We start from the raw sequence: 24913 nt of genomic DNA, 5'->3' as shown, positions 1-24913 counted from the left end.
CTTTTTGCCATGCGCCGCCGGCGCCTCGGGGCCGCCGCAGCTCCTGGCCGTGCGCCGCTTGCCGTTCATAATCGCCCTTTTCGAGGCATAAGTATGGATAGATAAGCTCGATCAAAAGGGAGGGCGGACGCCTCGATGGGCAAGCTGAACCGCAAGCTGCGCAAATGGACCGCCGACATGCTGGACCTTCCTCAGGATGTAGCCTACGACCTGCCCCGCATGACGATGATCGGCGACCGGCAGCTTTATATCGAGAACCATCGGGGAGTGCTGCATTTCTCGTCGCATCAGCTGCGGCTCCAGCTGAGCCATGGCGTGCTCGAGGTGAGCGGCGCGGATCTGGTCATCCGCACGATCTGGACCGAGGAAGTGTTCGTCGAAGGCAAGATCGAATCGATACACCTGATGGACAGGGAGGGGCAGCGATGAAGGAAGGCTGGCTGCAGAGGATGAAAGGAATCGTCACGGTGCAGGTCCGCGGCGGAGAGCCGGAGGCGCTCGTGAACGGCGCGCTTCAGGACGGGCTCTCGCTCTGGTCCATCCGCCGGACGAGCCCGGAGCATATGGTGTTCTCTCTGACGGTGCCGGATTTCTTCCGGCTGCGCCCGTACTTGCGCCGGACAGGCTGCCGCATTCACGTGACGCGCCGGGAAGGCCTGCCGTTCTGGCTGCGCAAAGCCCGGAAGCGCAAGTTTTTCCTAGGCGGCATCGCGCTCTTTTTCGTCGCCATGTACTTGCTGTCCTCGCTGCTCTGGAACATCGAGGTCCGCGGCAACAAGGCGATCCGTACGGAAGATCTGCTCGCGGCGGCCAAGGCGGAGGGCGTGCATCCTTTCCAATGGGAATGGAAGCTGCCCGAGCCGTCGGATCTGGCCAAGCGGCTGGCGCAGCGGCTGCCGGACGCGGCCTGGATCGGCGTGGAGAAAAAAGGGACGAGGCTGATCATCCAGGTCGTCGAGACGAAAAAGCCGGCCGTGCGCGCGCCGCGGAATACGAGGCATCTGATCGCCTCCGCCGACGCCGTCGTCACCCGCATCATCGCGGACAAGGGGCGGCCGGTCGTGCATGTGAACAGCCGGGTGAAAAAGGGCCAGACGCTCATCTCCGGCACGATCGGCGAGGGGGCCAACACGGCGACGGTCGTGGCGGACGGAGAGGTGCGCGGGCTGGTGTGGTACGAGTATGACGTCGTGTCGCCGCTTGAGCGCACGGCGAACGTATATACGGGCGAGACGAAGACGAAATGGTCGCTCGTGCTGTTCGGACGGGCGCTTCAGCTGACCGGCTACGGCAAGGATCCGTTCTCGGCCTCCCAGACGAGGGAGCAGCTGCAGCAGCTCGGCTGGCGCGGCTGGGAGCTGCCGGTCGGCCGGCTCAAGGAGACGGTGATGGAGCTGCGGCAGGAGCGGAGGCAGCTCGGCCGCGAGGAAGCGGTGGAGAGCGGACTGCTTCAGGCTCGAGCCGACGTCCTGTCGAAAGCCGGCGCGGATGCCGTCGTGAAGGAGCAAAAAATTTTGCATGAGAAGACGGACAATGGTAAAGTTTATATGAAAGTTCTGTTGGAAGTGGATCAGTCTATCGTCAAGGAAATGCCACTAGTTCAGATGCAAGGAGAATGAGGAACGTTTGCCGACAGAGACGAGAACCGTAAAGATTGCACTGGACAACGCCGCGGAGGGACTGGCCCTGTTCGGCCCCCGCGACCACTACTTGAGGCTGATCGAGGAGCAGACGGAGTCGACGATCCGCTCGCGCGAGGCCGAGATCGTCATCACCGGCCCCGAGGCCGACGTCGCCTCGCTCGAGCAGCTGTACACCGTGCTGCTGCAGCTCGTGCGCGGCGGCTACACGCCGTCCGAGCGGGACATGCAGTACGCGTTCGATCTGTCCCGCACGCTGGAGGCCGACCAGCTGCTCGACCTGTTCAAGATGGAGCTGACGTCGACGTTCCGCGGCAAGCCGATCCGGGTGAAGACGATCGGGCAGCGGCATTACGTCAAGACCGTCAAGGCCAAGGACATCGTGTTCGGCATCGGACCGGCGGGCACCGGCAAGACCTACCTCGCCGTCGTCATGGCCGTCGCCGCCCTCAAGGAAGGCGCAGTCAAGAAGATCCTGCTGACGCGTCCTGCCGTCGAGGCGGGAGAGAGCCTCGGCTTCCTCCCCGGAGACCTTCAGGAAAAGGTCGACCCCTATTTGCGGCCGCTCTACGACGCCCTGCATGACGTGCTCGGCCCGGAAGCGACGGCCAAGGCATTCGAACGAGGGATCATCGAGATCGCGCCGCTCGCGTATATGAGGGGGCGGACGCTGGACGATTCCTATATCATTCTCGACGAGGCTCAAAATACGACGCCGGAGCAGATGAAGATGTTCCTGACGAGGCTCGGCTTCGGCTCCAAGATGATCGTGACCGGCGACGTGACCCAGATCGACCTGCCGCGAGGCAAGAAGTCGGGCCTGCGGGAAGCGCAGCGGATTCTCGCCGGCATTCCCGAAATCGGATTCATCCTGTTCACCGAAGCCGATGTCGTCCGCCACTCGCTGGTTCAGAAAATCATTCTCGCTTATAATGAGGATGCCGAAAACCAAGCATAGAGAGGATGGTTGCCTGCATGGACCGGAAGAGCGCCGAGACTCGGAACGCGGCCGAACAGCCTTCATGGGCAGCCAGCTGGAAGCAGAGCACGGGCATCCGCCTGTCGCTCTGCGTTTTGTTCGTGCTGCTGTTCTATCTCAACCTTTCGCCGCATCTCATCCCCCAGACCTACAACATCACGCTCGGCGAGGAGAGCGACCGGGACATCATCGCATCCAAAAGCTTGGAGGACAAGATCGCTACCGCCAAAGCGCAGGAGCTGGCGGCCGAATCGGTGGAGCCGATCTCCAGCTCGCTGCCGCTCAAGCCTGAAGCGATCCTGAACCGCGTCTTCAACCGCATCGAGGTGCTCAATCAGGACGAGGGCGTCAGCACGAGCGACAAGATCGAGATCTATCGCGGCGATATCCCCGGTTATTACAACGAATACATCGACGAGTTCGTGCGGACGAACTCCGGCAAGCCGGATGTCAGCGAGGCGCTGCTGGAGGAGATGTCCCGCGTCGCCAAGAGCCAGAGCTATGCCGTGCCGGCGGAGGTATTCTACAAGCTGCCGGCGCTGACGGCGGCCCAGGTGGCGGAGATGCGGCAGGTGGCCGTCAACGTCGCCCGCAAGCTGTCGGCGGACTCCATCCGCGAGGCGGAGACGTCCCGCGCCAAGGTGGCGGAGCTCGTCAACGCGAGCTCCCTGACGCAGCGGACGACGCGCGAGGTCGTGCAGGAGCTGGCGCGCATGTCGCTCATGCCCAACAAGTTCCTCGACACGGCCGCGACGGAAGAAGCGCGGGAGCTCGCCCGCCAGAATACGACGCCGGTCATCATCAAGGAAGGCGGCGTCATCGTCAAGAAGGGCGAGATCGTCACGCAGGAGAAGCTGGACATGCTCGCCGGTGCCGGCCTGCTCGGCGGCCAGCGCAGCTATTGGCCGCAGCTCGGCCTGCTGCTGACGAGCCTGCTGTTCCTGCTCGTGCTGATGGTCTACCTGTACCAAAGCGGCCGGATCGGCGGCGTCAAGCCGCGCTACAACAACATGCATCTGTTCATGCTGTGGCTGATCCTGTTCCTCGACCTGGCGCTCATGCAGGCGACGGCGCTGGCGCAGTCGCCGACGATGCCATATGTCGGCTATCTCGCTCCGGCGGCAGTCGGCACGATGCTCATCACGCTGCTGCTGGACAAGCATCTGGCGATCGTCAGCTCGTTCGTGTTCGCGATCATGGGCAGCATCATCTTCAACCATGACGTGAGCCTGATCTTCGACTTCCGCTACGGCTTCGTCATCTGCGTCGTCTCGTTCAGCGCCATCTTCACCGTGCACCGGGCGAGCCAGCGCTCGACGATCCTCAAGGCGGGCATCATGGCGAGCCTGTTCGGCGCCGTCACCGTGCTGGCGCTGCTGCTGCTCGGCGACCTGCCGGAGCGCCAGGAGCTGCTCTACTCGATCGGCTTCGCCTTCGGCAGCGGACTGATCACCGCCGTGCTCGTCATCGGCCTGATGCCGTTCTTCGAGCTCAGCTTCGGCATCCTGTCGGCGCTCAAGCTCGTGGAGCTGTCCAACCCGAACCATCCGCTGCTGCGCAAGCTGCTGACGGAGACGCCGGGCACGTACCATCACAGCGTGATGGTCGGCAACCTGTCGGAGGCGGCGGCCGAGGCGATCGGCGCGGACGGGCTGCTGTGCCGGGTCGGCTCCTACTACCACGACATCGGCAAGACGAAGCGGCCCGGCTATTTCATCGAGAACCAGAGCGGCGAGAATCCGCATGACAGCATCGATCCGAAGCTGAGCAAGTCGATCATCGTGGCCCATGCCCGCGACGGGGTGGAGATGCTCAAGCAGCACGGCATCCCGAAGCCGCTGCGCGACATCGCGGAGCAGCATCACGGAACGACTTCGCTCAAGTTCTTCTACTTCAAGGCGGTCAAGCAGGCGGAAGCCGAGGGAGCCGAGCCGGACTTCGTCGAGGACGACTTCCGCTATCCGGGGCCCAAGGCGCAGTCCAAGGAAGCGGCGATCGTCGGCATCGCCGATTGCGTCGAGGCGGCAGTCCGCAGCCTGCGCAGCCCGACGATGGAGAACGTCGAGTCGATGATCCAGAAGATCATCAAAAGCCGTCTGGACGACGGCCAGTTCAATGAGTGCGACCTGACGCTCAAGGAGCTGGACAAGATCGGCCAGACGCTGAAGGAAGCCGTCATCGGCATCTTCCATTCCCGGATCGAATATCCGGAAGAGGTCAAACCAAAGGAGAAGCTGGCATGAGCGTGACGATGGATTGGAGCAACGAGCAGGAAGCGGTCGAAATTCCCGTGGAGTGGGGGAAGCGGCTCGAACGGCTGCTGGAGCTGGCGGCGCGAGCCGAAGGCATCGAGGACGGAGAGGTGGCGGTGACGTTTGTCGACGACGCGCGCATCCATGAGCTGAACCGCGACTATCGCGGCATCGACCGGCCGACCGACGTGCTCAGCTTCGCGATGCAGGAAGACGGCGAGGACGAGCTCGGCATCGTGTACGAGGTCGAGGACGAGGCCGACGAGCTGCCGGTCAGCGAGCCGCTCGGCGACATCATCATCTCCGTCGAGACGGCGGTCCGCCAGGCGGAAGAATACGGCCACTCGCTGGAGCGGGAGCTCGGCTTCCTGTTCGTGCACGGCTTCCTGCATCTGATCGGCTACGATCATCAGGATGCCGAGGCCGAAGCCGTCATGACGGCCAAGCAGGAGGCCGTCCTGCAGCAGGCCGGCTTGACGCGGGAATAGGGCGGCCGCCATGGCAAGGCCGTTCCGCGACAGCTTGGCGGACGCATGCGCCGGCATCGCCGCCTCGATCCGCAGCGAGCGCAACCTGCGCGTCCATCTGGCCGCCGCCGCTGCCGCCATCGGCATGGCCGCCTGGCTGCGCATCGGTCCGCTGGAATGGGCGGCGATTTTGCTGGCGATCGCGCTCGTGCTGGCGGCCGAGCTGCTGAACACCGCCGTCGAACGGGCGGTGGATCTCGCAGCCGGCGGCAGCCTTCACCCGCTCGCCAAGGCGGCCAAGGACGCGGCTTCCGGCGCGGTGCTCGTCTGCGCCGCCGCCTCGGCCGTCATCGGGCTGCTTGTGCTGGGGCCGCCGCTATGGCGGCTTCTGGCCGTTTAGAAGTGATTGAATCCGGTCCTGAAGGACCGGCCAAGGAGAGAATACATGAGCCCGACCAACCAACCGATCGACAAGCTGCTACAGCAGCTGTCCGAACCTGCGCGCCAGGCGATGAGCCGCGCGTACGTCCCTTATTCCAAATTCCAGGTAGGCGCCGCCTTGCTGGACGAGCATGGCCGCATCCACCAAGGCTGCAACGTCGAGAACGGAGCCTACAGCCCCGGCAACTGCGCGGAGCGCACGGCGCTGTTCCGGGCGATTGCCGACGGCTGCGAGCCCCGCTCGTTCCAGGCGATCCTCGTCGTCGGCGACACGCCGGGGCCGATCTCGCCCTGCGGCGTCTGCCGTCAGGTGCTGTCCGAGCTGTGCCGGCCGGACATGCCGGTCGTCATGACGAACCTCAAAGGCGACCAGGCCGTCATGACCGTCGCCGAGCTGCTTCCGGGAGCCTTTTCGCTGGAAGAGAGCCGCATGGAAGACAAGGAGGACGAGCGCTGATGGCGAACGCGGCAGGCAGCAAAAAAGGCTCCGAGGCAAAGTTCCGCTCCGGGTTCGTCGGCATCGTCGGCCGGCCGAACGTCGGCAAGTCGACGCTCATGAACCGGATGATCGGCCAAAAGATCGCCATCATGTCGGACAAGCCGCAGACGACGCGCAACAAGATCCACGGCGTGCTGACGCGCGACAATTCGCAGATCGTCTTTCTCGATACGCCGGGCATCCACAAGCCGAACTCCAAGCTCGGCGACTATATGGTCAAGGCGGCGGAAGGCGCGCTGTCCGAGGTGGAGGCGATCCTGTTCCTCGTCGACGTGGCGGAGGGCTACGGCGGCGGCGACCGCTTCATCATCGAGCGGCTCAAGTCGGTCAAGACGCCGGTATTCCTCATCCTCAACAAAATCGACAAGATCGACGACGAGAAGCTGATGAAAACGATCATCGAGTACAAGGACCGGTACGACTTCGCGGAGATCATCCCGATCTCGGCGCTGCAGGGCAGCAACGTCGAGCGGCTGCTCGACCAGATCGACCGCTACCTGCCGGAGGGACCTCAGTATTATCCCGCCGACCAGGTGACGGACCATCCGGAGCAGTTCGTCTGCGCCGAGATGATCCGCGAGAAGATCCTGCAGATGACGCGCGAGGAGATTCCGCATTCCATCGCCGTGACGATCGAGAGCATGAAGGTCCAGGAGAACGGCGTCGTCCATATCGGCGCGGTCATCTTCGTCGAGCGCGATTCGCAGAAGGGCATCATCATCGGCAAGCAAGGCGCGCTGCTCAAGGAAGTCGGCAAGCAGGCGCGGCGCGACATCGAGAAGCTGCTCGGCTCCAAGACCTTCCTCGAGCTGTGGGTCAAGGTCAAGAAGGACTGGCGCAACCAGGACCGCGTCCTGCGCGATCTCGGCTTCCGCAACGAATAGCCGGACGTTTCCCGCTTTTTGACAGCATAGCCCCCCTTCCTTTTTCGCATGCTAAGAGTGCCAGACGCGGGTAGCCGCACCACTTTGGAAAGCGAAAGGAAGATGGCGGCATGCGGGATTTTTCGTGGACGTACTTTGCGATGACCGGTGATGTTGAGTCGTTTTTGCTTTACAAGGAAGTGGATCAGGTTCGCGAGGCGGGAAGCGCCGAAGCGGCGGCCGCGGCGGAAGCCGCCGCGCAGGAGGCGGCCGATGAGGCGGCATGGGGGACGTTGACGGTCTGACGTCCGTTCGTCGGCCATTCTGCAGATGCGGCTTTCCGAAGCCGTTCGGGCCCGCCCGGAGCACAGCGCTCCGGGCGGTTTTGGCATGTCATGCCTGCCCGTCGTCGCCTCCATGACGTCCGCGAGCAGGAAGGGGGAAGACGATTGATCTACCGGGTGGAAGGCATCGTCATCCGCAGCACGGATTACGGCGAAGGCAACAAGATCGTCACGCTGCTGACCGATTCGGCCGGCAAGGCGGGCATCATGGCCCGCGGCGCGAAAAAGGTGCGCAGCCGCCACTCGTCGCTCGTGCAGCCGTTCACGCACGGCGAGTTCGTTTATTTTCGCAACGCCGGACTGGGACAGCTGAACGGAGGCGAGATTCTGGAGTCGAACCATCGGCTGCGCGAGGATCTCGAGCTGTCCGCCTATGCGGCCTATGCGGCCGAGCTATGCGATCGGGCGTTCCAGGACGACGAAGCGGGCGCTTATCTGTACCATCAGCTCAAGGCGTGCTACGACGCGCTGCGGGAAGGGAAGGACCCGAGCGTCGTCATCCATCTGTTCGAGATGAAGATTCTCGAAGCGGCCGGTTATGCCCCGCAGCTGGACGTCTGCGTCGGCTGCGGCTCGGACCGCGGGCCGTTCCGGCTGAGCGCGGCGGGCGGCGGACTGCTCTGTCCCCGCTGCCGCCATCGCGACTCGCAGGCGTTTCCGCTGGAAGAGGGGGCGCTGAAGCTGCTGCGGCTGTTCGGAGCGATCGACCTGCGGCGTCTCGGCTCCATCCAGGTGCGCCCGGAGACGCGGCAGCAGCTGAAGGCGGCGCTGCGCTCGCTCATGGATGCCCATCTCGATCTGCGGCTCAAGACGCGCGGCTTCCTCGACCAGCTGGAGCGGATGAACGAGCCGATGCCGGCATCGGCCGCCGAAGCGGCCGAGCGCCGGCGGCTACGGGCGCAGGAGCGGGCAGCGCAGGAGGATGCTCCGGAAGCTTGACAGCGACTGGGCGAACGGTTACAATGGGAAAATATGCTCGAACGAACGATGATGGAGAAGGTAGTCTGCTGATCTTCCGAATTCCAAAGCGGGAACAGCGAGCCGGGGGCGGTGGGAGCCCGGCCGGAAGCGCAGGCGAGGGCACTCCGGAGTGCGTGCAAGTGAGGAAAGCGGGCTTCGAAGCGCGCCGCCGAGGCGGACGGAGAAGCCAAGTAGGGTGGAACCGCGGGAGATGCAAGCTCTCGTCCCTACGTCTGTATCGCAGACGTAGGAGGCGGGAGTTTTTTTGGCGTCTTCCGGACGGCTGCTGATTTTTCCAAGATTCCATTGAAGGAGAGTGGCCACAAGCATGAATTTCCAAGGCATGATTCTGACGCTGCAGCAGTTCTGGGCCGAACAGAACTGCATCCTCGTGCAGCCCTACGACACGGAGAAGGGCGCGGGCACGATGAACCCGATGACGTTCCTCCGCTCCATCGGACCGGAGCCGTGGAACGTCGCCTATGTGGAGCCTTCCCGCCGCCCGGCGGACGGCCGCTACGGGGAGAACCCGAACCGTCTGTACCAGCATCATCAGTTCCAGGTCATCCTCAAGCCGTCGCCGGACAACATCCAGGAGCTCTATCTCGAGAGCCTGAAGCGCCTCGGCATCGACCCGCTGCATCATGACATCCGCTTCGTCGAGGACAACTGGGAGTCGCCGACGCTCGGCGCCTGGGGACTCGGCTGGGAAGTATGGCTGGACGGCATGGAGATCACGCAGTTCACGTATTTCCAGCAGGTGGGCGGCATCGACGCGAGTCCGGTCGCGGTCGAGATCACCTATGGCATGGAGCGGCTCGCTTCCTACATCCAGGACAAGGAGAACGTGTTCGACCTCGAGTGGGTCGAAGGGGTCACCTACGGCGACGTGTTCCTGCAGCCGGAGTACGAGCATTCCAAGTACACGTTCGAGATCAGCGATTCGGACATGCTGTTCAAGCTGTTCTCGATGTACGAGGAGGAGGCGCGCCGCGCGATGGAGCAGAACCTCGTCTTCCCGGCGTACGATTATGTGCTCAAGTGCTCCCATGCGTTCAACCTGCTCGACGCCCGCGGCTCGATCAGCGTGACGGAGCGGACCGGCTACATCCAGCGCGTGCGCAATCTCGCCCGCTCTTGCGCGGCGACGTATCTGGAGGAGAGGGAGCGGCTCGGATTCCCGCTGCTCAAGAAAGGAGTGGACGCGAATGGCTAAGGACCTGCTGTTCGAGATCGGCCTCGAGGAAGTGCCGGCCCGCTTCGTGCGCGCCGCGGTCAATCAGCTTCGCGAGCGCGTCGAGAAGTGGCTCGCCGACTCCCGCATCGGCCATGGCGGCGTGACCGCCTATGCGACTCCGCGGCGGCTGGCGGTGCTGGCGCGCGCGGTGGAGGAGAAGCAGTCGGATGTGAGCGAGGAGGTCAAGGGCCCGTCCCGCAAGATCGCCCAGGACGCCGAGGGCGGCTGGAGCAAGGCGGCGCTCGGCTTCGCCCGCAGCCAGGGCGTAGAGCCGGAGCAGCTTTTCTTCAAGGAGCTGGCCGGCGTCGAGTATGTCTATGCGGTCAAGTCGAGCCTCGGCGTGGACACGGCTTCCGTGCTGTCGGACGGGCTTGACGGAATCGTGCATGCGATGACCTTCCCGAAAAACATGCGCTGGGGCTCGTACGAGCTGAAGTTCGTCCGTCCGATCAAATGGCTGCTCGCGCTGTACGGCACGGACGTCGTGCCGCTGGAGATCGCCGGCGTGAGAAGCGGAAACGTCTCCCGCGGCCATCGCTTCCTCGGCGAGGAGACGGCCGTGGCCGAGCCGGCCGCCTACGTGGAGGCGCTGCGCAGCCAGCATGTCATCGTCGACATCGCGGAGCGCGAGCGGCTGATCGTGGAAGGCATCGAGGCGCTGGCCGCCGAAAAAGGCTGGACGATCTCGATCAAGGACGACCTGCTCGAGGAGGTGCTGTTCCTCGTCGAGACGCCGACCGTGCTGTTCGGCTCGTTCGATCCGGCCTTCCTCGACATCCCGCAGGAGGTGCTGATCACCTCGATGCGCGAGCATCAGCGCTACTTCCCGGTGCTGGACAGCGCCGGCAAGCTGCTGCCGTTCTTCGTGACGGTGCGCAACGGCGACGCCGTGTCGCTTGAGAATGTCGCCAAGGGCAACGAGAAGGTGCTTCGGGCCCGGTTGTCGGATGCGAAATTCTTCTATGCCGAGGACCAGAAGCTCCATATCGCCGACGCGCTCCGCAAGCTGGAGACGATCGTCTATCACGAGGAGCTCGGCACGGTAGCCGACAAGGTCGGCCGCATCGTCGCCTTGACGGGCCGCATCGCCGCCGCCGCAAGCGCCGAGCCGCATGCCGCCGCGGCTGCCGCGCGCGCCGCGGAGATCTGCAAGTTCGACCTCGTGACCCAGATGGTCTACGAATTCCCGGAGCTGCAAGGCATCATGGGCGAGGACTACGCCCGCAAGGCCGGCGAGGACGAGGCCGTCGCCAAGGCGATCAACGAGCACTATCAGCCGCGCTTCTCCGGAGACACGGCTCCCGCCTCGCTGCCCGGCGCGCTCGTGAGCCTCGCCGACAAGCTCGACACGATCGTCGGCTGCTTCTCGATCGGCATCGTTCCGACCGGCTCGCAGGATCCGTACGCGCTGCGCCGCCAGGCGGCGGGCATCGTGCAGACGCTGATGGCGCATGAGCTGCCGGTTCGTCTCGGAGAGCTGTTCGACCTGGCGCTGGACATCCATGAGCAGCGCGGCCTGAAACGGAATCGGGCCGACATTCGTAAAGAATTATACGATTTCTTCGCGCTGCGCTTGAAAAACGTGCTGACCGAGCAAGGCAACCGCTACGACGTGATCGAAGCGGCGCTCGCCGCCGGCTTCGACGATCTGACGCTGACCGTGAAGCGGGCCGCGATCCTGCTGGCGCGGGCCGCGGGACCGGAGCAAGGCGAGTTCAAGACGGTCGTCGACGCGCTCACGCGCAGCGCCAACCTCGCGGCCAAGGCCGAATCGGATGCCGCCGTCGACGCCTCCCGGCTCGAAGCGGGAGCGGAGCGCGGCCTGCATGAAGCCTACGAGCATGTGTCCGGCCCGTACCGCAAAGCCTTGGAAGCCGGAGACGCCGCGACGGCGCTCGGCCTGCTGACGGAGCTGCGCGAGCCGATCACCGCCTTCTTCGACTCCGTCATGGTCATGGCGGAGGACGAAGCCGTCCGCCGCAACCGGCTGGCGCTGCTGTCGGCCATCTCCCGAGACGCCGCGCGGTACGCGGACTTCTCGAAGCTTGTCTGGGCTTGATCCAGGGGTCCCATCTGATCCAAAGGAGAGTGGCGACGTGAGCGCATACGAGCGGGATGTCATTGTCTATGTCGTATCCGACTCGGCGGGAGATACGGGCGATCTGGTCGTGCGCGCCGCCGCGGCGCAGTTCCACCCGATCGTGCCGCAGATCCGCCGGGCGCCCTTCATCGCCGACGAGACGGCGCTGGCCAAGGTGGTGGAGCTCGCGCGCGGCAACGGCGCGATCGTCCTCTACACGCTCGTGCTGCCGCATCTGAGAGAGGCGATGGTCCGTCTGGCGGACGGGAGCGGGGTCGAGGCGATCGATCTGCTCGGCCCGCTGATCCACAGCCTCGAACGCAAGACGGGCATGCCGTCCCGGCAGGAGCCGGGGCTGAACCATGTGCTCGACGAGGATTACTTCCGCAAGGTGGAAGCGGTCGAGTTCGCGGTCAAATACGACGATGCGAGAGATACGACCGGCATCAAAAAAGCGGACATCGTGCTTGTCGGCGTGTCGCGCACGTCGAAGACGCCGCTGTCGATGTATCTCGCCCACAAGAAGTACAAGGTGGCCAACGTTCCGCTCGTGCCGGAGCTGAAGCCTCCGGACGAGCTGTTCACGATACCGAAGGAGCGCGTCATCGGCCTGACGATCGGCGTGCATTACCTCAATGTCATCCGCAAGGAGCGGCTGAAGGCGCTCGGCCTTCCGGACAGCGCTTCTTACGCCACTTCCGAGCGGATCGAGCGCGAGCTGGCCTATGCCAAAGGAATCACCGACCGGATCGGCTGCTTCACGATGGACGTGTCGCATCGGGCGGTCGAGGAGACGGCCAGCATCATCATGGAGCGGATCCGCAGCAGCTGACGGATCGCCCGGAGCCGGCCGCGGCCGAAAGGCGGGGAAGCGCATGGAGGAAAAGGCAAGCACCCGCATCGTCGTCGATGCGGACGCCTGCCCGGTCAAGCGGGAGATCATGGACATCGCCTATCCGCTCGGCGTGCCGGTGCTGATGGTCTCGTCCTACGACCACCGGCTGGAGCCGGAGCCGGGGCTCGAGATCGCCCATGTCGACCGGAGCAGCCAGGCGGCGGATCTGTATATTTTGAACCGCGTCCGGCGCGGCGACATCGTCGTCACCGGGGACTACGGCCTGGCGGCGATCGCGCTTGCCAAAGGGGCGGAGGTGATCGGCTTCCGCGGCCATCGCTACCGGAACGAGACGATCGACTCGATGATGGCGAGGCGTCATGAGCAGAGCGTCATCCGGCGAAGCGGAGGCCGGACCAAAGGGCCGAAGGCAATGACCGCGGAGGACCGGGCGGCTTTTCAACAAAAGCTGACAAAACTTTTGCAGGGCAGGCAGGAAAAAGAATAGGACCAGCGAATAGTATTACGTGTTATTCGGACGAAGGTGATGAACGAGTGGCATACGGCAAGATACCGGAAAGCGTCATCGAAGAGGTGCGCCGGAATCATGAAATTGTGGACACCGTCGGGAAGTACGTTCATCTGACCAAAAACGGCAAATATATGAAGGGGCTTTGTCCGTTCCATTCGGAGCGGACGCCTTCCTTCACGGTCACTCCCGAGCTGCAGATCTTTCATTGCTACGGCTGCGGCAAGGGAGGCAATGTCATTCGGTTCATCGAAGAGATCGAGGGCTACTCCTTCCCGGAAGCCGTCCGCCATCTGGCGGAAGAGGCAGGGATGCCCATTACATGGGATGCGCCCGGCGAGGGCTCTTCGCCGCGTGACCCCGAGCTCGACAAGTCCTATGAGGCGCATGAGCTCGCGGCCAAGTTCTACCATTATCTGCTCAACAATTCCGCTCAGGGCCAGGAGGCGAGAGCCTATCTGCTCGGACGGGGGATGAGCGGCAAGCTGATCGACGAGTTCTCCATCGGCTTCGCGCCGGAGGGATGGGACACGCTGTCCAGATTTCTGCAATCGAGGGGCTACGAGCCCGAGCTGCTGGAAAAAGCGGGCCTCCTTTCGGCGAAAAACGATGGCAGCGGTTATGTAGACCGGTTCCGTGCGCGCATCATGTTTCCGATCCGGGCGCGGGACGGCAAAGTGTGCGGCTTCGCAGGCCGCGTCATGGACGACTCCAAGCCGAAATACCTGAACACTCCCGAAACCCGCCTGTTCGCCAAGAGCAAGCTGCTCTATCAGCTGCATGCGGCGCGGTCCGTCTTCCGCAAGAAGAGGTCCGCCGTGCTGTTCGAGGGATATATGGACGTCATCAAGGCCTGGTCCGCCGGCGTCAAGAACGGCGTGGCGGCGATGGGCACCGCGCTGACGGACGATCATGCGGCCCAGCTCGCGCGCGAGGTGGACGAGGTGATCCTCTGCTACGACGGCGACGATGCCGGCCAGGCGGCGGCGATGAAGTCGATTCCGATCCTGGAGAAGGCCGGCGTCCGGGCGCTCGTCGCCGTGCTGCCCAAAGGCATGGATCCGGACGAGCATATCACCCGGTTCGGCGCCGAAACGTTCATGAGGGAAGTCATCGAGCATCCCGTCTCCGTCACCAAATTTAAGCTCTTATATTCGCGCCGGAATCATACACTCATAGGAGAAGAGGGCCGCAAGAACTATGTCATGGAAGCTGTCGGCATAGTGGCGGAGCTTGATTCCCGTACGGAGCAGGAAGTTTACCTGAAAGAGCTTTCCCGCGAGTTCGAGCTGTCCCTGGAGTCGCTCAAGCAGGACTGCCACCGGATCTGGAGCGAGCGGCAGAAAACGAGGCCGGACAGGGATAAGAACGATCAATCGTGGAATAATGGTAGGAATGAAACAAGGCGTGCGCCCTCGGCCGCGAGGACGGACACCACGCCTTTATTCAAACGAGCGGAACGACATCTGCTGGCTTGCATGATGCATGACAAGGAAGTGGCATCGACGGTTTACGAACAGCTCGGCGATTCGTTCATCCTTGAGGATCATGTCGCGTTGGCTGCTTATCTGTATGCCTATTACGCCGGAGGCAACGAGCCGGATGCGAGCCGATTCATCAGCTCGATTCAGGACCATCGTCTCGAGCAGCTCGCTTCTTCCATCCTCATTCATGAGGACAGCTCCTCCCTTCATTTCGAGCTTGTGCCTTCAAACATTCTCGACATCAAGAAAGAATCGGAAAGAATGGTCTTGAAGCAGAAGATCCAGGTTTTGAAGGAAGAGGCGACGCGGGCGGAAAAGGCGGGGGATGTATTGAAGGCGGCTCAGATCCATCTTGATATCATTCCTCTCGAGAGAGCGATCGACGTTTTGAAGAGCAAGGATCCAAAGTGAGATTATCGCCCTAGAAAGACAGCAGAAGGAATCGGCAGGATGACCTTTCTAGGGAGGAGGGAGTCGGGAATATGGCGAATGACCAACATACGGAGCTGGACAACGAGCAAAAAATGGAGCTGGTCAAGGATCAGCTCATCGAACAGGGGAAAAAGCGGTCTTCCCTTTCTTATAAAGAGATCATGGATAAGCTCGCTCCTTTCGATCAGGAGCCGGAGCAGATCGACGAGTTTTTCGAGCAGCTCGACGATCTCGGCATCGAAGTGACGAACGAGCGGGACGATCGGCCGTCTCCGCTCGGAGGCGAGGATCAGGAGCGCGAGAGCGACGAGTTCAACTTCGACGACGACCTGAGCCTGCCGCCCGGCATCAAGATCAACGACCCGGTCCGCATGTACCTCAAGGAGATCGGCCGCGTGCCGCTGCTGCTCGCCGATGACGAGATCGAGCTGGCCAAGCGCATCGAGCAAGGCGACGAGGAAGCGAAGCGCCGGCTGGCGGAAGCGAACCTCCGCCTCGTCGTCAGCATCGCCAAGCGCTATGTCGGCCGCGGCATGCTGTTCCTGGACCTGATCCAGGAGGGCAACATGGGCCTGATCAAGGCCGTCGAGAAGTTCGACCACCAAAAGGGCTTCAAGTTCAGCACCTACGCGACGTGGTGGATCCGTCAGGCGATCACGCGCGCCATCGCCGACCAGGCCCGCACGATCCGGATCCCGGTGCATATGGTCGAGACGATCAACAAGCTGATCCGCGTCTCGCGCCAGCTGCTGCAGGAGCTCGGACGCGAGCCCACGCCGGAGGAGATCGCGGCCGAGATGGATCTGAGCACCGACAAGGTGCGGGAGATCATGAAGATCGCTCAGGAGCCGGTATCGCTCGAGACGCCGATCGGCGAGGAGGACGATTCGCATCTGGGAGATTTCATCGAGGATCAGGAGGCGCTCGCTCCGGCGGATGCCGCGGCGTACGAGCTGCTCAAGGAACAGCTGGAGGACGTGCTCGATACGCTGACCGAGCGCGAGGAGAACGTGCTGCGCCTGCGCTTCGGCCTGGATGACGGCCGTACGAGGACGCTGGAGGAGGTCGGCAAGGTATTTGGCGTGACGCGCGAGCGGATCCGCCAGATCGAAGCCAAGGCGCTCCGCAAGCTCCGCCATCCGAGCCGCAGCAAGCGGCTCAAGGATTTCTTGGAATAGGTCGAAGGCCGGCCCGGCTCTCCGCATACGCGGGGAGTCTTTTTTTTGCTTGGGGAGCGGATAGGTCCAACGTCCCGGAGACGGATGGCCCTTCAGCCGCTTGGCCGAGATGACGATGTAAGGAGGGGAGCCGACCGGCTCCGATTCCATAGGCCGCTCGTCTGCGAGCGGCTGCAAGGAGAGCCGTCATTATGGATATGGACAAGCGAAACCTTATGGTGCAGGAGATTCGCGGGTGGAAAAAAAGCAAGCTGCTGCCGGATCACTATTGCGACTTCCTGCTCAATCTGTATGCCGAGCCGGCGTCCGCCGACGAGGATCCGCTCCCAGAGGCATCCCCCAAAGAAAGGCTGCGGACGAAAAAAGCGGTAAGGGCGGCGGCGGGCGCATCCGGCTGGAAATGGCTCTTATTTCTTGCCATCTTCTCCCTTTTCTTCTTGATTGTTCTTCATTTTAGCTCTTTTCATCCGGCTTTGCAAATCGCGATCGCGCTGCTTGTCTCGGGCGGCTCCTTGACCGCGGGAGCGGTCATCCGGCCCCGCAGCGAGACGGCGGGCATGGCCTGGACCGGCGCAGGCATGCTGCTGCTTGCCGGCTTCGCGCTCTACCTGATGGGCCTGCACGGCCTGCTCGGCTGGCAGTGGAACGCCGCGATCTGGAGCGGATGCGCCGTTTTTTGGATCGGATACGGCATCTGGCAGCGCATACCGCTGCTCCATTTTTGCGGCTGGGCCTGCCTGGCGCTCGTGTATGCGATTTTGCTGCAGCAGCTTGCCGGCGGCGCCGCCCTCGGCGAGAAGCAGCTGTACTGGCTGCCGCTCGCGGTGCTGTTCGGCTGGTCCGGCTGGTTCGTGCGCCGCTGGTCCAAGCCTTCCTGCGCCGTCCTGCTGGGCGTCGCCTCGTTGATGGCGTTCATGCCGGAAGCGACGCTGCTCGTCGAGCAAGGTCGGGGCGTTTGGCTCCAGAGCGTATTTGTTGGTAAACTGGTGCTAGGCGGAGGAGCGCTGTTCCTCCTGCGAAACTATTGGATAGAGTGGGTTGCTTAATATGCTGACATCAAAGCGCTTAAGCGCGATCGCGGATTACGTCCTCGAGGGCTCGCGCCTCGCGGACATCGGCTCGGATCACGCGCTGCTGCCGGTCGAGCTCGTCGGCCGCGGCACCTGTCCGTCGGCGATCGCCGGCGAGGTGAACGACGGTCCGCTGGAGGCGGCTCGCCGCGGCATCGCCGCAGCCGGCCTCGCCTCGTCCATCGAGGCGCGCAAAGGAGACGGGCTGGAGGTGCTGCAGCCCGGAGAGGCCGACACGGTGACGATTGCCGGCATGGGCGGCGCGCTTATCGTGTCGATCCTGGAGGCGGGCCGCCTCGGCGGCAAGCTGGACGGCGTGCGCCAGCTCGTGCTGCAGCCGAACGTAGGCGAGGAGCTCGTGCGCGCCTGGCTGCTGGAGCATGGCTGGCATCTGGCCGAAGAGTCGATCCTCGAGGAGGACGGCAAGATCTATGAAGTGCTCCACGCGCTGAGCTCCGCCGAGGCGCGGGAGCGGAGCGAGGAGCTGTATGGAGGCGAGCCGCTGCTACCGGGGCTGACGTCCGAGGAGGACCGGAGGCTCAAGCTGCGGATGGGGCCTTATTTGACCCGTCGTCCGTCGGAAGCGTTCGCCCGCAAATGGAGCTCGGAGCTGCGCAAGCTGCGAGGCATCGCGCTCCAGCTGGAGCGTTCGGACACGGAGGAGGCGGCGGCCCGCAAGCGCGAGCTCGCCCAGGTGATCGATCGAATCGAGGAGGTGCTCGCATGTACGCGAACGGACATGTCGTCGCTGAGCTGATGGAGCGGCTCGCGCCCAAAAGATATGCCGTGGAGAACGATCGGATCGGCCTGCAGCTCGGCACGCTGCAGAAGCCGGTCCGCAAGGCGCTGGTCGCGCTTGACGTGACGATGGAAGTGGTGGAGGAGGCGATCGCGGAGGGAGCCGAGCTGATCGTCGCCCATCACGCCATTATTTTCCGGCCGCTCGCCAAGATCGATACCGCATCGCCCGCGGGGGCGCTGTACGAGAAGCTGATCAAGCATGACATCGCGGTCTATATCTCGCATACGAATCTCGACGTCGCCGAAGGCGGCATGAACGACTGGATGGCCGATGCGGTCGGCATCGCGGCGGAGGGCCGCGTCAGCCTGGAAAAGGTGCATGAGGACCGGCTGCTCAAGCTTGCCGTCTATGTGCCGCAGACGCATGCCGACGCCGTGCGCGAGGCGATGTGGCAAGCCGGCGGCGGCGCGCTCGGCAGCTATGACCAATGCAGCTTCAATACGAGCGGCACGGGCACGTTCCGGCCTGGAGCGGGCAGCGCTCCGTTCCTCGGCACGCAAGGGCGGCTGGAAACCGTCGACGAGGTCCGCATCGAGATCGTCGTGCCTGAGAGCCTGCTGCGCAAGACGGTGAAGGCGATGCTGGCCGCCCATCCGTACGAGGAGACGGCCTATGACGTCATCCGGCTGGAGCGGGAAGGCAAGTCGCTCGGCCTCGGCCGCAGCGGGCGGCTGGAGCGGCCGCTCACGCTCGCCGAGCTGGCGGAGCGGGTCAAGGCGGCTTTCGACGTGCCTTTTGTGCGCGTGACGGGCGACCTCGGAACGGAGGTGCGCAAGGCGGCCGTGCTCGGCGGCTCGGGAGCCCGCTACTGGCGGCAGGCCCAGTTCGCCGGCGCGCAGGCGCTCATTACGGGGGACATCGACTATCATTCCGCCCACGACGCGCTCGCCGCGGGCATGCTGCTCATCGATCCGGGGCATAACGCCGAGAAGATCATGAAGGCGAAGGTGGCGCAGTGGCTGTCCGCACGGCTCTCCGAATCGCGCTATGCGACGGAGATCGTCCCTTCGGCGATAAATACCGAGCCGTTTCGTCTTGCATGAGGACTCCGATCCGGCTATACTAGCTTAGGTATCGGAAAGTCTGACAGACAATCGCTGGCGGCCTCGGCCGCGAGAGGAAAGTCCGGGCTCCGTAGGGCAGGATGCTGGATAACGTCCAGTCGGCGCGAGCCGAAGGATAGTGCCACAGAAATGGACCGCCGATGGCCGGCGCCTCGCGCGCCGGATCAGGCAAGGGTGGAACCGTGGTGTAAGAGACCACGAGCGGCGTTGGCGACAACGCGGCTGGTAAACCCCATCTGGAGCAAGACCTAAGAGAACGCGGGAGCTTCGGCTCCAGCCCTTGCCCGGGGTGCGTTCGGGTTGGTCGCTTGAGCCTGCCAGCAATGGCCGGCCTAGATAGATGATTGTCGCTTGACCGTGGGAGGGTCGTTCCCGTTCGAACCACGAAGAGCACAGAACCCGGCTTACGGCAGACTTTCCGCAACGACCCTGCGATCAACAGCGCCCAGCGCTTTGGAGCATGTTGCCGTCCTATCGGACGGCGCTTCAAAAAAAAGCGTCCTTCTCCCGCTCGGGAGAAGGACGCTTTTTTCACTTCAGGATCCAGGCTCTGGCAGCTAACCGCGCTCCAGCCTCCGCCGCAGCTCCTCCAGCTGCTTGCGGATCCGTTCGACAAACGAATCGGGCGCATGCGAAGCGGCCGATTCAGTGGCAGGAGCATCGCTCTCCGCCGGAACGAGGCCGGCCGGCTGCCGCCCGTCCGAGGCGGGGACCGTCGCCGCGGAGCCGCCGCCTTTTCCGGCGGCGCGCAGCGCCTTGTCGATGTCGATCTGCCCGTAGCCGAAGTAAGGATCTCTTCCCTTGGCGCCGAGATCGCGTGCCGTGCTGCGCATGATGTCATAGACCTCGACGTTGGTCAGCTGCGGATTGAGCGAGCGGATGAGCGCCGCCAGCGCCGCGACATGCGGGCTGGCCATCGACGTGCCCGAGAGGGCGGCGTACTGGCTGCCCGGATAGGTGCTGGCGATGCTGTCTCCCGGCGCCGCCGCGTCGATGTAGTCGCCATAGTTGGAGAAGGACGACTTCTGCCCGCGCGAGTCGGTCGAGCCGACGGCGAACACTTCCGGATATGCGGCCGGGTAGCCGGGCTGCTCGGAGTTGTCGTTGCCGCTTGCCGCGACGAGCACGACATCCTTGTCGTAGGCGTACTTGATCGCGTCGTGAAGGAACTCCGCCTGCGCATAGTTGCCGAGGCTCATGTTGATGACCTTGGCCCCGTGATCGGCCGCCCAGATGAGCCCTTGGGCGACGGAGTAGGTGGAGCCGGCTCCGCTCGAGTCGAGCACCTTGACCGGCATGATCTTGTTGTACCACGTCAGGCCGGCGACGCCTTCCCCGTTGTTGACCGCGGCGGCGATGATGCCCGCGACATGGGTGCCGTGGCCGACATCGTCGTCGGGCTGCTGGCCGGAGGTGACGACGTTGTAGCCTTCCGCCAGCTTGCCTTCGAGATCGGGATGGTCCAGCTGCACGCCGGTGTCGAGCACGGCGACCTTGACGCCATCGCTGCCTTTGGACAGGTTCCAGCCGATTTCCGTCTCGATGGACGGGAGGTTCCACTGATAGTCGGAGTAGAGCCGGTCGTTCGGCACGATCGGCCTCACGTCGGCCGGCGCTTCGTTCGTCAGGTACAGGTAATGGGGCTCGACATAGATCGGATTCCACTTTTTGCGGAAATAGCCCATCATCTTCATTGCATCCATCGAGCGCGAGCGGAACACGTAGACGCCTCGCATCCGGTTTTCGGCGGAAGCGCCGATGTCGCGGCGGATCTGCTCCAGCTGCTCCGCGGACGGCTCGGCGCGGAAGCGGACGACGACTTCCTGGACATGGTAGTGGCTGGCGCCTCCGTTGTCGTTGCCGGTGCGGACGGTGAACTCCCGCTTCGTGCCCGCGCGGACCGACTCGATCCGATAATGGCCCTCCGCCGGAAAGGGAACCTGGCGCAGGTTGCGCATCTGATGCCGCTGCACGTCGCCGACGATGTCCTGCCGGATCAGGCCGACGATGCCTTCCTTGCCGCTTGGCGCGGGCACGGCGAGCAGCAGGTACCGCTTGCCGGCGGCCGTCAGCGTCTGCGACTGGTAGCGGGAGCCTTTGGCGATCGCCTCGGCAGCCGGCTTCGCATGCGCCGCGACGAACGATTCGGCGTCGGCCGGGACGTTTCCGGCTTCGGCGTCAGCTGCGCCGGGGCTTTTCCAGCTCAGATGAGCCATCTGCGGATGGTGGCGGATGAGCTTTTTCATCCGGTCGGCGCGGCTGGCGGCCGGCGCGTCCGTCAACGCGAACAGCTTGCCGATATCCCTGGAGCACTCGCTCGCGCACAGCATCGCGGTCGCTTCCATGTCGTGGCGGATGTCCGCCTCTTTGAGCCGGCTTTCCTGCTCTGCGGACAGAGCCCTCGTCTTGGCCTTCTGTTCCTGCGGACGCGCGCCGGGAATGAGCCAGGGGCTGATCGGAATCAACAGCGTCAGCAGAGCGAGCGCGGTGAACGCGCCGATCCATTTTTTTCTCATGAAGGCCTCATCCTCCCGGTCAAGTCTATAGCCGTTCCTGCTTAGAGTCCGGCAAGCGGGCGTAAATTATTCGGAGGGACGGCGCGGCTTCGCGGCCGCGGCAAGGGTCATAAAGAGTACAAATCGCGCCGATTGTATGTTAGGATAGACATAATCTTCAACTTCTTACGGGATCGATGAAAGGGGAACCTAATTCACCATGCCATCCGCCAATGTAAAGCCGCTCAGCGAATCAACCCGCGCCAAGCTCAAGGACGCCATCTCGCAGCTGGAGCCTTTCCTGAACGAGCATGCTCTTCCTCAGCTCGCGTCCCCGGAAGCAAATGACGAGGAGCTCACCTTCTACAAAGGGCTGCTGTCCGACCTGCGTCATCTGCTGGTCTACTCCGAGGTCGCCTATGAGAAGCTCGGGGTCACGCTGCGCCGGCCGAACTTCGACGCCGAGCATGCCGAGCGCCAGCTTTATGAGGTGTACCACCACTGCGTCAACGCCTTCTTCTATCCGAAGAACGAAGGCTACTCCGAGGACGGCCGCTACGCGTACACCGGCCAGGATGCGATCCGCTTCCGGCACAAGCCGCTGCGCAGCGCGCGCGACATCGTGCTCGGCGTATCCAAGATCTACGAAGAGCTGAGGGACGATCTCTCCTACTACGAAAACGACTACATGACCTCGCGTCGGATGCAAGGTCAAAAATAAGGAAGGCATACCGCGTCCCCTCCCTGGCCAGCCTAGGTAGCGGAGGTGAGGGACCATGCCAAAAGGCGTTGCATGCAGCGTTTCGAATTGCGCTTTCTGGGGACAAGGCAACCAATGCTCGGCCGATGCGATCCATATCGAGATCGACCAGCATGCGCACGCCGATCTGTCTGCCGAGTTTGCCGGCGGAGAGTTCGGAGACCGCCATACGGACGAGGCCAAGGAGTCGTCCGCGACCTGCTGCCACACGTTCCAACCCAAATCCGATTCGCCATCATGAGCCTCATCGAGCCGTCCCGTCCGGGGCGGCTCTTTCCTTTTTCGATAAAGCCATATCGCCGAGCTCTACATTTCCGAGGCTGGTCCGCCGATATACCGAGGATAATGGGAAATGAGGAGTGAACCTATCATGTCGATCGATCCTCGAATGCTTACGATGCTCATCCAGCAGCAGCTGCGGCCCAGCCTGGATCAGCTGACTGGCGGCGGCAGCCAGGCATCAAGCGGAGCGGCCTCCGCTTTCGATCAGATCTTGAGCCAGCTGTCGGGGGCCGCTGGGGCTTCGGGTCTGGCCGATGCGGGTGCCTCCGCCTCCGCCGACTCCGGTATGATGGCGCTCGCCGCTTGGTCCGGGCTGTCTGCCGGAACCGGCTTGAACGGCCAAGCCGCGGCGGCGGCGGGCGGATGGGACGCCTCGGCTTCGCCGGCGCTGCAAGCCGCGCTGATCGCGGCGGGAAGCGGTTATGCGTCGTCAGCCGCCGCGTGGATCGGAGAGGGCGCAGGCTCGGCGGGAGCGGAGTACGAAGGGCTGATCGCCTCGGCCGCCGCCCGCCATGGACTGTCTCCGAAGCTGATCCGCTCTGTCATCGAGGCGGAATCCTCCTTCCAGCCGCTGGCCGTCTCCGGCGCCGGCGCGAAGGGCCTCATGCAGCTCATGGACGGAACGGCGCGCGGACTCGGCGTGACGGACTCGTTCGATCCCGCTCAGAACATCGACGGAGGGTCCAAATATCTCTCCTACCTGCTTCGCAAGCTGGACGGCAGCGTGCCTGCCGCGCTGGCGGCCTACAATGCCGGACCGGGAAGGCTCGATCGGCTCGGCATCCGGGACGAGGCGACGCTGACCGAGCATTTCTCCGAGCTGCCGCAGGAGACGCAGTCGTACGTCGTCAAGATCATGGCCAAGCTCGGCGGCTCCGGCACCGGGTTGTAACCGGAGGCTTTTTATAATAGGATAGGCGTAGGCTGGCTCTAGGCGTTCGGCCGGAGCCCACGGAAGGACCGCATTCGCGGCTGCACGCTTGACGGGCGGCCGGCGAAGCCGGTCTTTTTGTTTGATTCAAGGAGGTCATGGCGATGAGCAAGCACCGCCCGGTGCTTTATTTTGATCACGGAGCCTCGACGCCGCCGCATCCCGAGGTCATCCGCACGCTCGCGGAGGTGATGGAGCGGCACTATGCCAATCCGTCCTCGATCCACGGAGCGGGGCTGGAGGCGGGCAGGCTGCTGCGGCGCTCGCAGGAGCTGGCGGCCGAGCTGACGGGCACGTCGGCCGAGGAGTGGGTGTTCACCTCCGGCGGCACGGAGAGCAATCAGCTTGCGGTCGTCGGAGCGGCGAGGGCCGCGAGGTCGAGGGGCCGCCATATCATCGTGTCGCAGATCGAGCATCCATCGGTGAAGCAGGCGGCCGACCGGCTCGAGGCGGAAGGCTTCGAGACGACGAGGCTGCCGGTCGACGGCAACGGCCGGATCCGGCTGGACAGCCTGGAAGCGGCCCTGCGTCCCGATACGACGCTCGTCAGCCTCATGCATGTGAACAACGAGGTCGGGTCCGTCCAGCCGATCGAGGAGGCGGGAGCGCTGCTGCGCCGCTTTCCAGGGGTGCTGTTCCATGTGGACGGCGTGCAGAGCGTCGGCAAGCTGCCGATCCGGCTCAAGGAGTGGGGCATCGATCTGTTCAGCGCTTCGGCGCATAAGCTTCGCGGGCCCAAAGGAACCGGCTTCCTCTATGTCCGCGCCGGCGTCAGGCTCGAGCCGCTCATCGGCGGCAGCGGCCTGGACGGAAGCTGGCGCGGCGGAACGCCGAACGTGCCGGCGATCGTCGCTTCCGCCAAGGCGCTTCGCCTGGCGATGGAAGGCCGGACGGAGCGGACCGAGCGGATGGGGAGGCTGCGCAAGCGGCTGATCGGCCGCTTGGACGCGATTCCGGAGCTGCGGCTGAGCGGCGATCCGGATCCGGACTCGCCGCTGCAGGCGCCGCATGTGCTGCATCTGTCTTATCCGGGCATGAAGCCGGAAGTCGTCGTGCATGCGCTCGAGGAGGAGGGCATCATCGTCTCCACGAAGTCGGCTTGCTCGTCCAAGGACGAGAAGCCGAGCGAGGTGCTGCTGGCGATGGGGTATCCGGTTTCGCGGGCGGCTGGCGGCATCCGCATCACTTTTGGCGACGAGCATGACGAGGAGGCGGCGGACCGGCTGGCGGACAGCCTGGAAGCCGTCGTGAAGCGGCTGAAGCCGCTGGAGAGGAGCAAGATCTGATTC

The 24913-nt window shown here is 63.9% G+C and carries 24 protein-coding genes and 1 other RNA gene; 24 read left to right on the top strand and 1 reads right to left on the bottom strand.

The window, feature by feature from the left end; translation table 11 throughout:
• Positions 1–135: 135 nt before the first annotated feature.
• The 20 genes from yqfC (at position 136) to rnpB (ending at position 19578) form a co-directional block, all read left to right on the top strand.
• Positions 136–429, top strand: a complete 294-nt coding sequence (gene yqfC, locus B8V81_RS24280; protein WP_028597061.1) for a sporulation protein YqfC — start codon at positions 136–138, stop codon at positions 427–429.
• A complete protein-coding gene (gene yqfD / locus B8V81_RS24275) occupies positions 426–1619 on the top strand; it encodes a sporulation protein YqfD (protein WP_028597060.1) in 1194 nt (397 codons plus the stop codon). Before yqfC ends, yqfD begins: the two co-directional genes overlap by 4 nt.
• A gap of 7 nt (positions 1620–1626) precedes the next feature.
• Positions 1627–2598 (top strand): PhoH family protein, encoded by a 972-nt coding sequence (locus tag B8V81_RS24270; protein WP_101809378.1) that lies wholly within the window; start codon positions 1627–1629, stop codon positions 2596–2598.
• Between the two features lie 17 nt (positions 2599–2615).
• A complete protein-coding gene (locus B8V81_RS24265) occupies positions 2616–4862 on the top strand; it encodes an HD family phosphohydrolase (protein ID WP_028597058.1) in 2247 nt (748 codons plus the stop codon).
• Entirely contained in the window at positions 4859–5359 is a 501-nt protein-coding gene (ybeY, locus tag B8V81_RS24260) for an rRNA maturation RNase YbeY (protein ID WP_101809377.1), read from the top strand. The genes B8V81_RS24265 and ybeY overlap by 4 nt, the downstream gene beginning before the upstream one ends.
• A gap of 10 nt (positions 5360–5369) precedes the next feature.
• Positions 5370–5738 carry a diacylglycerol kinase family protein gene (locus tag B8V81_RS24255; protein ID WP_101809376.1) on the top strand — a complete coding sequence of 123 codons (369 nt, stop codon included), beginning with the start codon at positions 5370–5372 and terminating at the stop codon, positions 5736–5738.
• A gap of 45 nt (positions 5739–5783) precedes the next feature.
• Positions 5784–6236 (top strand): cytidine deaminase, encoded by a 453-nt coding sequence (gene cdd / locus B8V81_RS24250; RefSeq protein ID WP_101809375.1) that lies wholly within the window; start codon positions 5784–5786, stop codon positions 6234–6236.
• Positions 6236–7162, top strand: a complete 927-nt coding sequence (gene era, locus B8V81_RS24245; RefSeq protein WP_101809374.1) for a GTPase Era — start codon at positions 6236–6238, stop codon at positions 7160–7162. The genes cdd and era overlap by 1 nt, the downstream gene beginning before the upstream one ends.
• Positions 7163–7272: 110 nt before the next feature.
• On the top strand, positions 7273–7446 hold the full coding sequence (locus B8V81_RS24240) for a YqzL family protein (protein WP_101809373.1): 174 nt from the start codon (positions 7273–7275) through the stop codon (positions 7444–7446).
• A gap of 144 nt (positions 7447–7590) precedes the next feature.
• Positions 7591–8424 (top strand): DNA repair protein RecO, encoded by an 834-nt coding sequence (recO, locus tag B8V81_RS24235; RefSeq protein ID WP_101809372.1) that lies wholly within the window; start codon positions 7591–7593, stop codon positions 8422–8424.
• 349 nt (positions 8425–8773) lie between these two features.
• Complete coding sequence (gene glyQ, locus B8V81_RS24230; RefSeq protein ID WP_028597053.1) at positions 8774–9661, top strand: glycine--tRNA ligase subunit alpha; 888 nt, start codon at positions 8774–8776, stop codon at positions 9659–9661.
• Complete coding sequence (glyS, locus tag B8V81_RS24225; RefSeq protein WP_101809371.1) at positions 9654–11741, top strand: glycine--tRNA ligase subunit beta; 2088 nt, start codon at positions 9654–9656, stop codon at positions 11739–11741. Before glyQ ends, glyS begins: the two co-directional genes overlap by 8 nt.
• 37 nt (positions 11742–11778) lie before the next feature.
• Complete coding sequence (locus B8V81_RS24220; protein WP_028597051.1) at positions 11779–12594, top strand: pyruvate, water dikinase regulatory protein; 816 nt, start codon at positions 11779–11781, stop codon at positions 12592–12594.
• Between the two features lie 43 nt (positions 12595–12637).
• Entirely contained in the window at positions 12638–13105 is a 468-nt protein-coding gene (locus tag B8V81_RS24215) for a YaiI/YqxD family protein (protein WP_028597050.1), read from the top strand.
• A 47-nt stretch (positions 13106–13152) separates the two neighbouring features.
• Positions 13153–15021, top strand: coding sequence for a DNA primase (gene dnaG, locus B8V81_RS24210; RefSeq protein ID WP_101809370.1), 1869 nt, complete (start codon positions 13153–13155; stop codon positions 15019–15021).
• Between the two features lie 71 nt (positions 15022–15092).
• Positions 15093–16220 carry an RNA polymerase sigma factor RpoD gene (gene rpoD, locus B8V81_RS24205; protein ID WP_101809369.1) on the top strand — a complete coding sequence of 376 codons (1128 nt, stop codon included), beginning with the start codon at positions 15093–15095 and terminating at the stop codon, positions 16218–16220.
• 191 nt (positions 16221–16411) lie between these two features.
• A complete protein-coding gene (locus B8V81_RS24200) occupies positions 16412–17266 on the top strand; it encodes a DUF2339 domain-containing protein (RefSeq protein WP_028597047.1) in 855 nt (284 codons plus the stop codon).
• A gap of 1 nt (position 17267) precedes the next feature.
• A complete protein-coding gene (locus B8V81_RS24195; RefSeq protein ID WP_028597046.1) occupies positions 17268–18047 on the top strand; it encodes a tRNA (adenine(22)-N(1))-methyltransferase in 780 nt (259 codons plus the stop codon).
• The gene (locus tag B8V81_RS24190; RefSeq protein WP_101809368.1) at positions 18014–19135 is read left to right on the top strand and encodes a Nif3-like dinuclear metal center hexameric protein; all 1122 of its coding nucleotides are present in this window, start codon (positions 18014–18016) and stop codon (positions 19133–19135) included. Before B8V81_RS24195 ends, B8V81_RS24190 begins: the two co-directional genes overlap by 34 nt.
• A gap of 35 nt (positions 19136–19170) precedes the next feature.
• Positions 19171–19578, top strand: an RNA gene (rnpB, locus tag B8V81_RS24185) — RNase P RNA component class A.
• Between the two features lie 135 nt (positions 19579–19713).
• Here rnpB and B8V81_RS24180 read toward each other — a convergent pair.
• The gene (locus B8V81_RS24180) at positions 19714–21672 is read right to left on the bottom strand and encodes a S8 family peptidase (RefSeq protein WP_101809367.1); all 1959 of its coding nucleotides are present in this window, start codon (positions 21670–21672) and stop codon (positions 19714–19716) included.
• A gap of 199 nt (positions 21673–21871) precedes the next feature.
• Here B8V81_RS24180 and B8V81_RS24175 point away from each other — a divergent pair, with 199 nt between their 5' ends.
• The 4 genes from B8V81_RS24175 (at position 21872) to B8V81_RS25450 (ending at position 24910) form a co-directional block, all read left to right on the top strand.
• On the top strand, positions 21872–22372 hold the full coding sequence (locus B8V81_RS24175) for a YpuI family protein (RefSeq protein WP_028597044.1): 501 nt from the start codon (positions 21872–21874) through the stop codon (positions 22370–22372).
• 55 nt (positions 22373–22427) lie between these two features.
• A complete protein-coding gene (locus B8V81_RS24170) occupies positions 22428–22652 on the top strand; it encodes a DUF1540 domain-containing protein (protein ID WP_028597043.1) in 225 nt (74 codons plus the stop codon).
• A gap of 129 nt (positions 22653–22781) precedes the next feature.
• The gene (locus B8V81_RS26100) at positions 22782–23585 is read left to right on the top strand and encodes a lytic transglycosylase domain-containing protein (RefSeq protein WP_280522985.1); all 804 of its coding nucleotides are present in this window, start codon (positions 22782–22784) and stop codon (positions 23583–23585) included.
• A gap of 143 nt (positions 23586–23728) precedes the next feature.
• Positions 23729–24910, top strand: coding sequence for a cysteine desulfurase family protein (locus tag B8V81_RS25450; protein WP_244912810.1), 1182 nt, complete (start codon positions 23729–23731; stop codon positions 24908–24910).
• The last annotated feature ends 3 nt before the right edge of the window (positions 24911–24913 follow it).

Source organism: Paenibacillus pasadenensis, assembly GCF_002864175.1.
Lineage (GTDB): Bacteria > Bacillota > Bacilli > Paenibacillales > Paenibacillaceae > Paenibacillus_O > Paenibacillus_O pasadenensis.
Note: the sequence above shows the minus strand (reverse complement) of the source record. Positions and strands in the feature narration are given on the sequence as shown.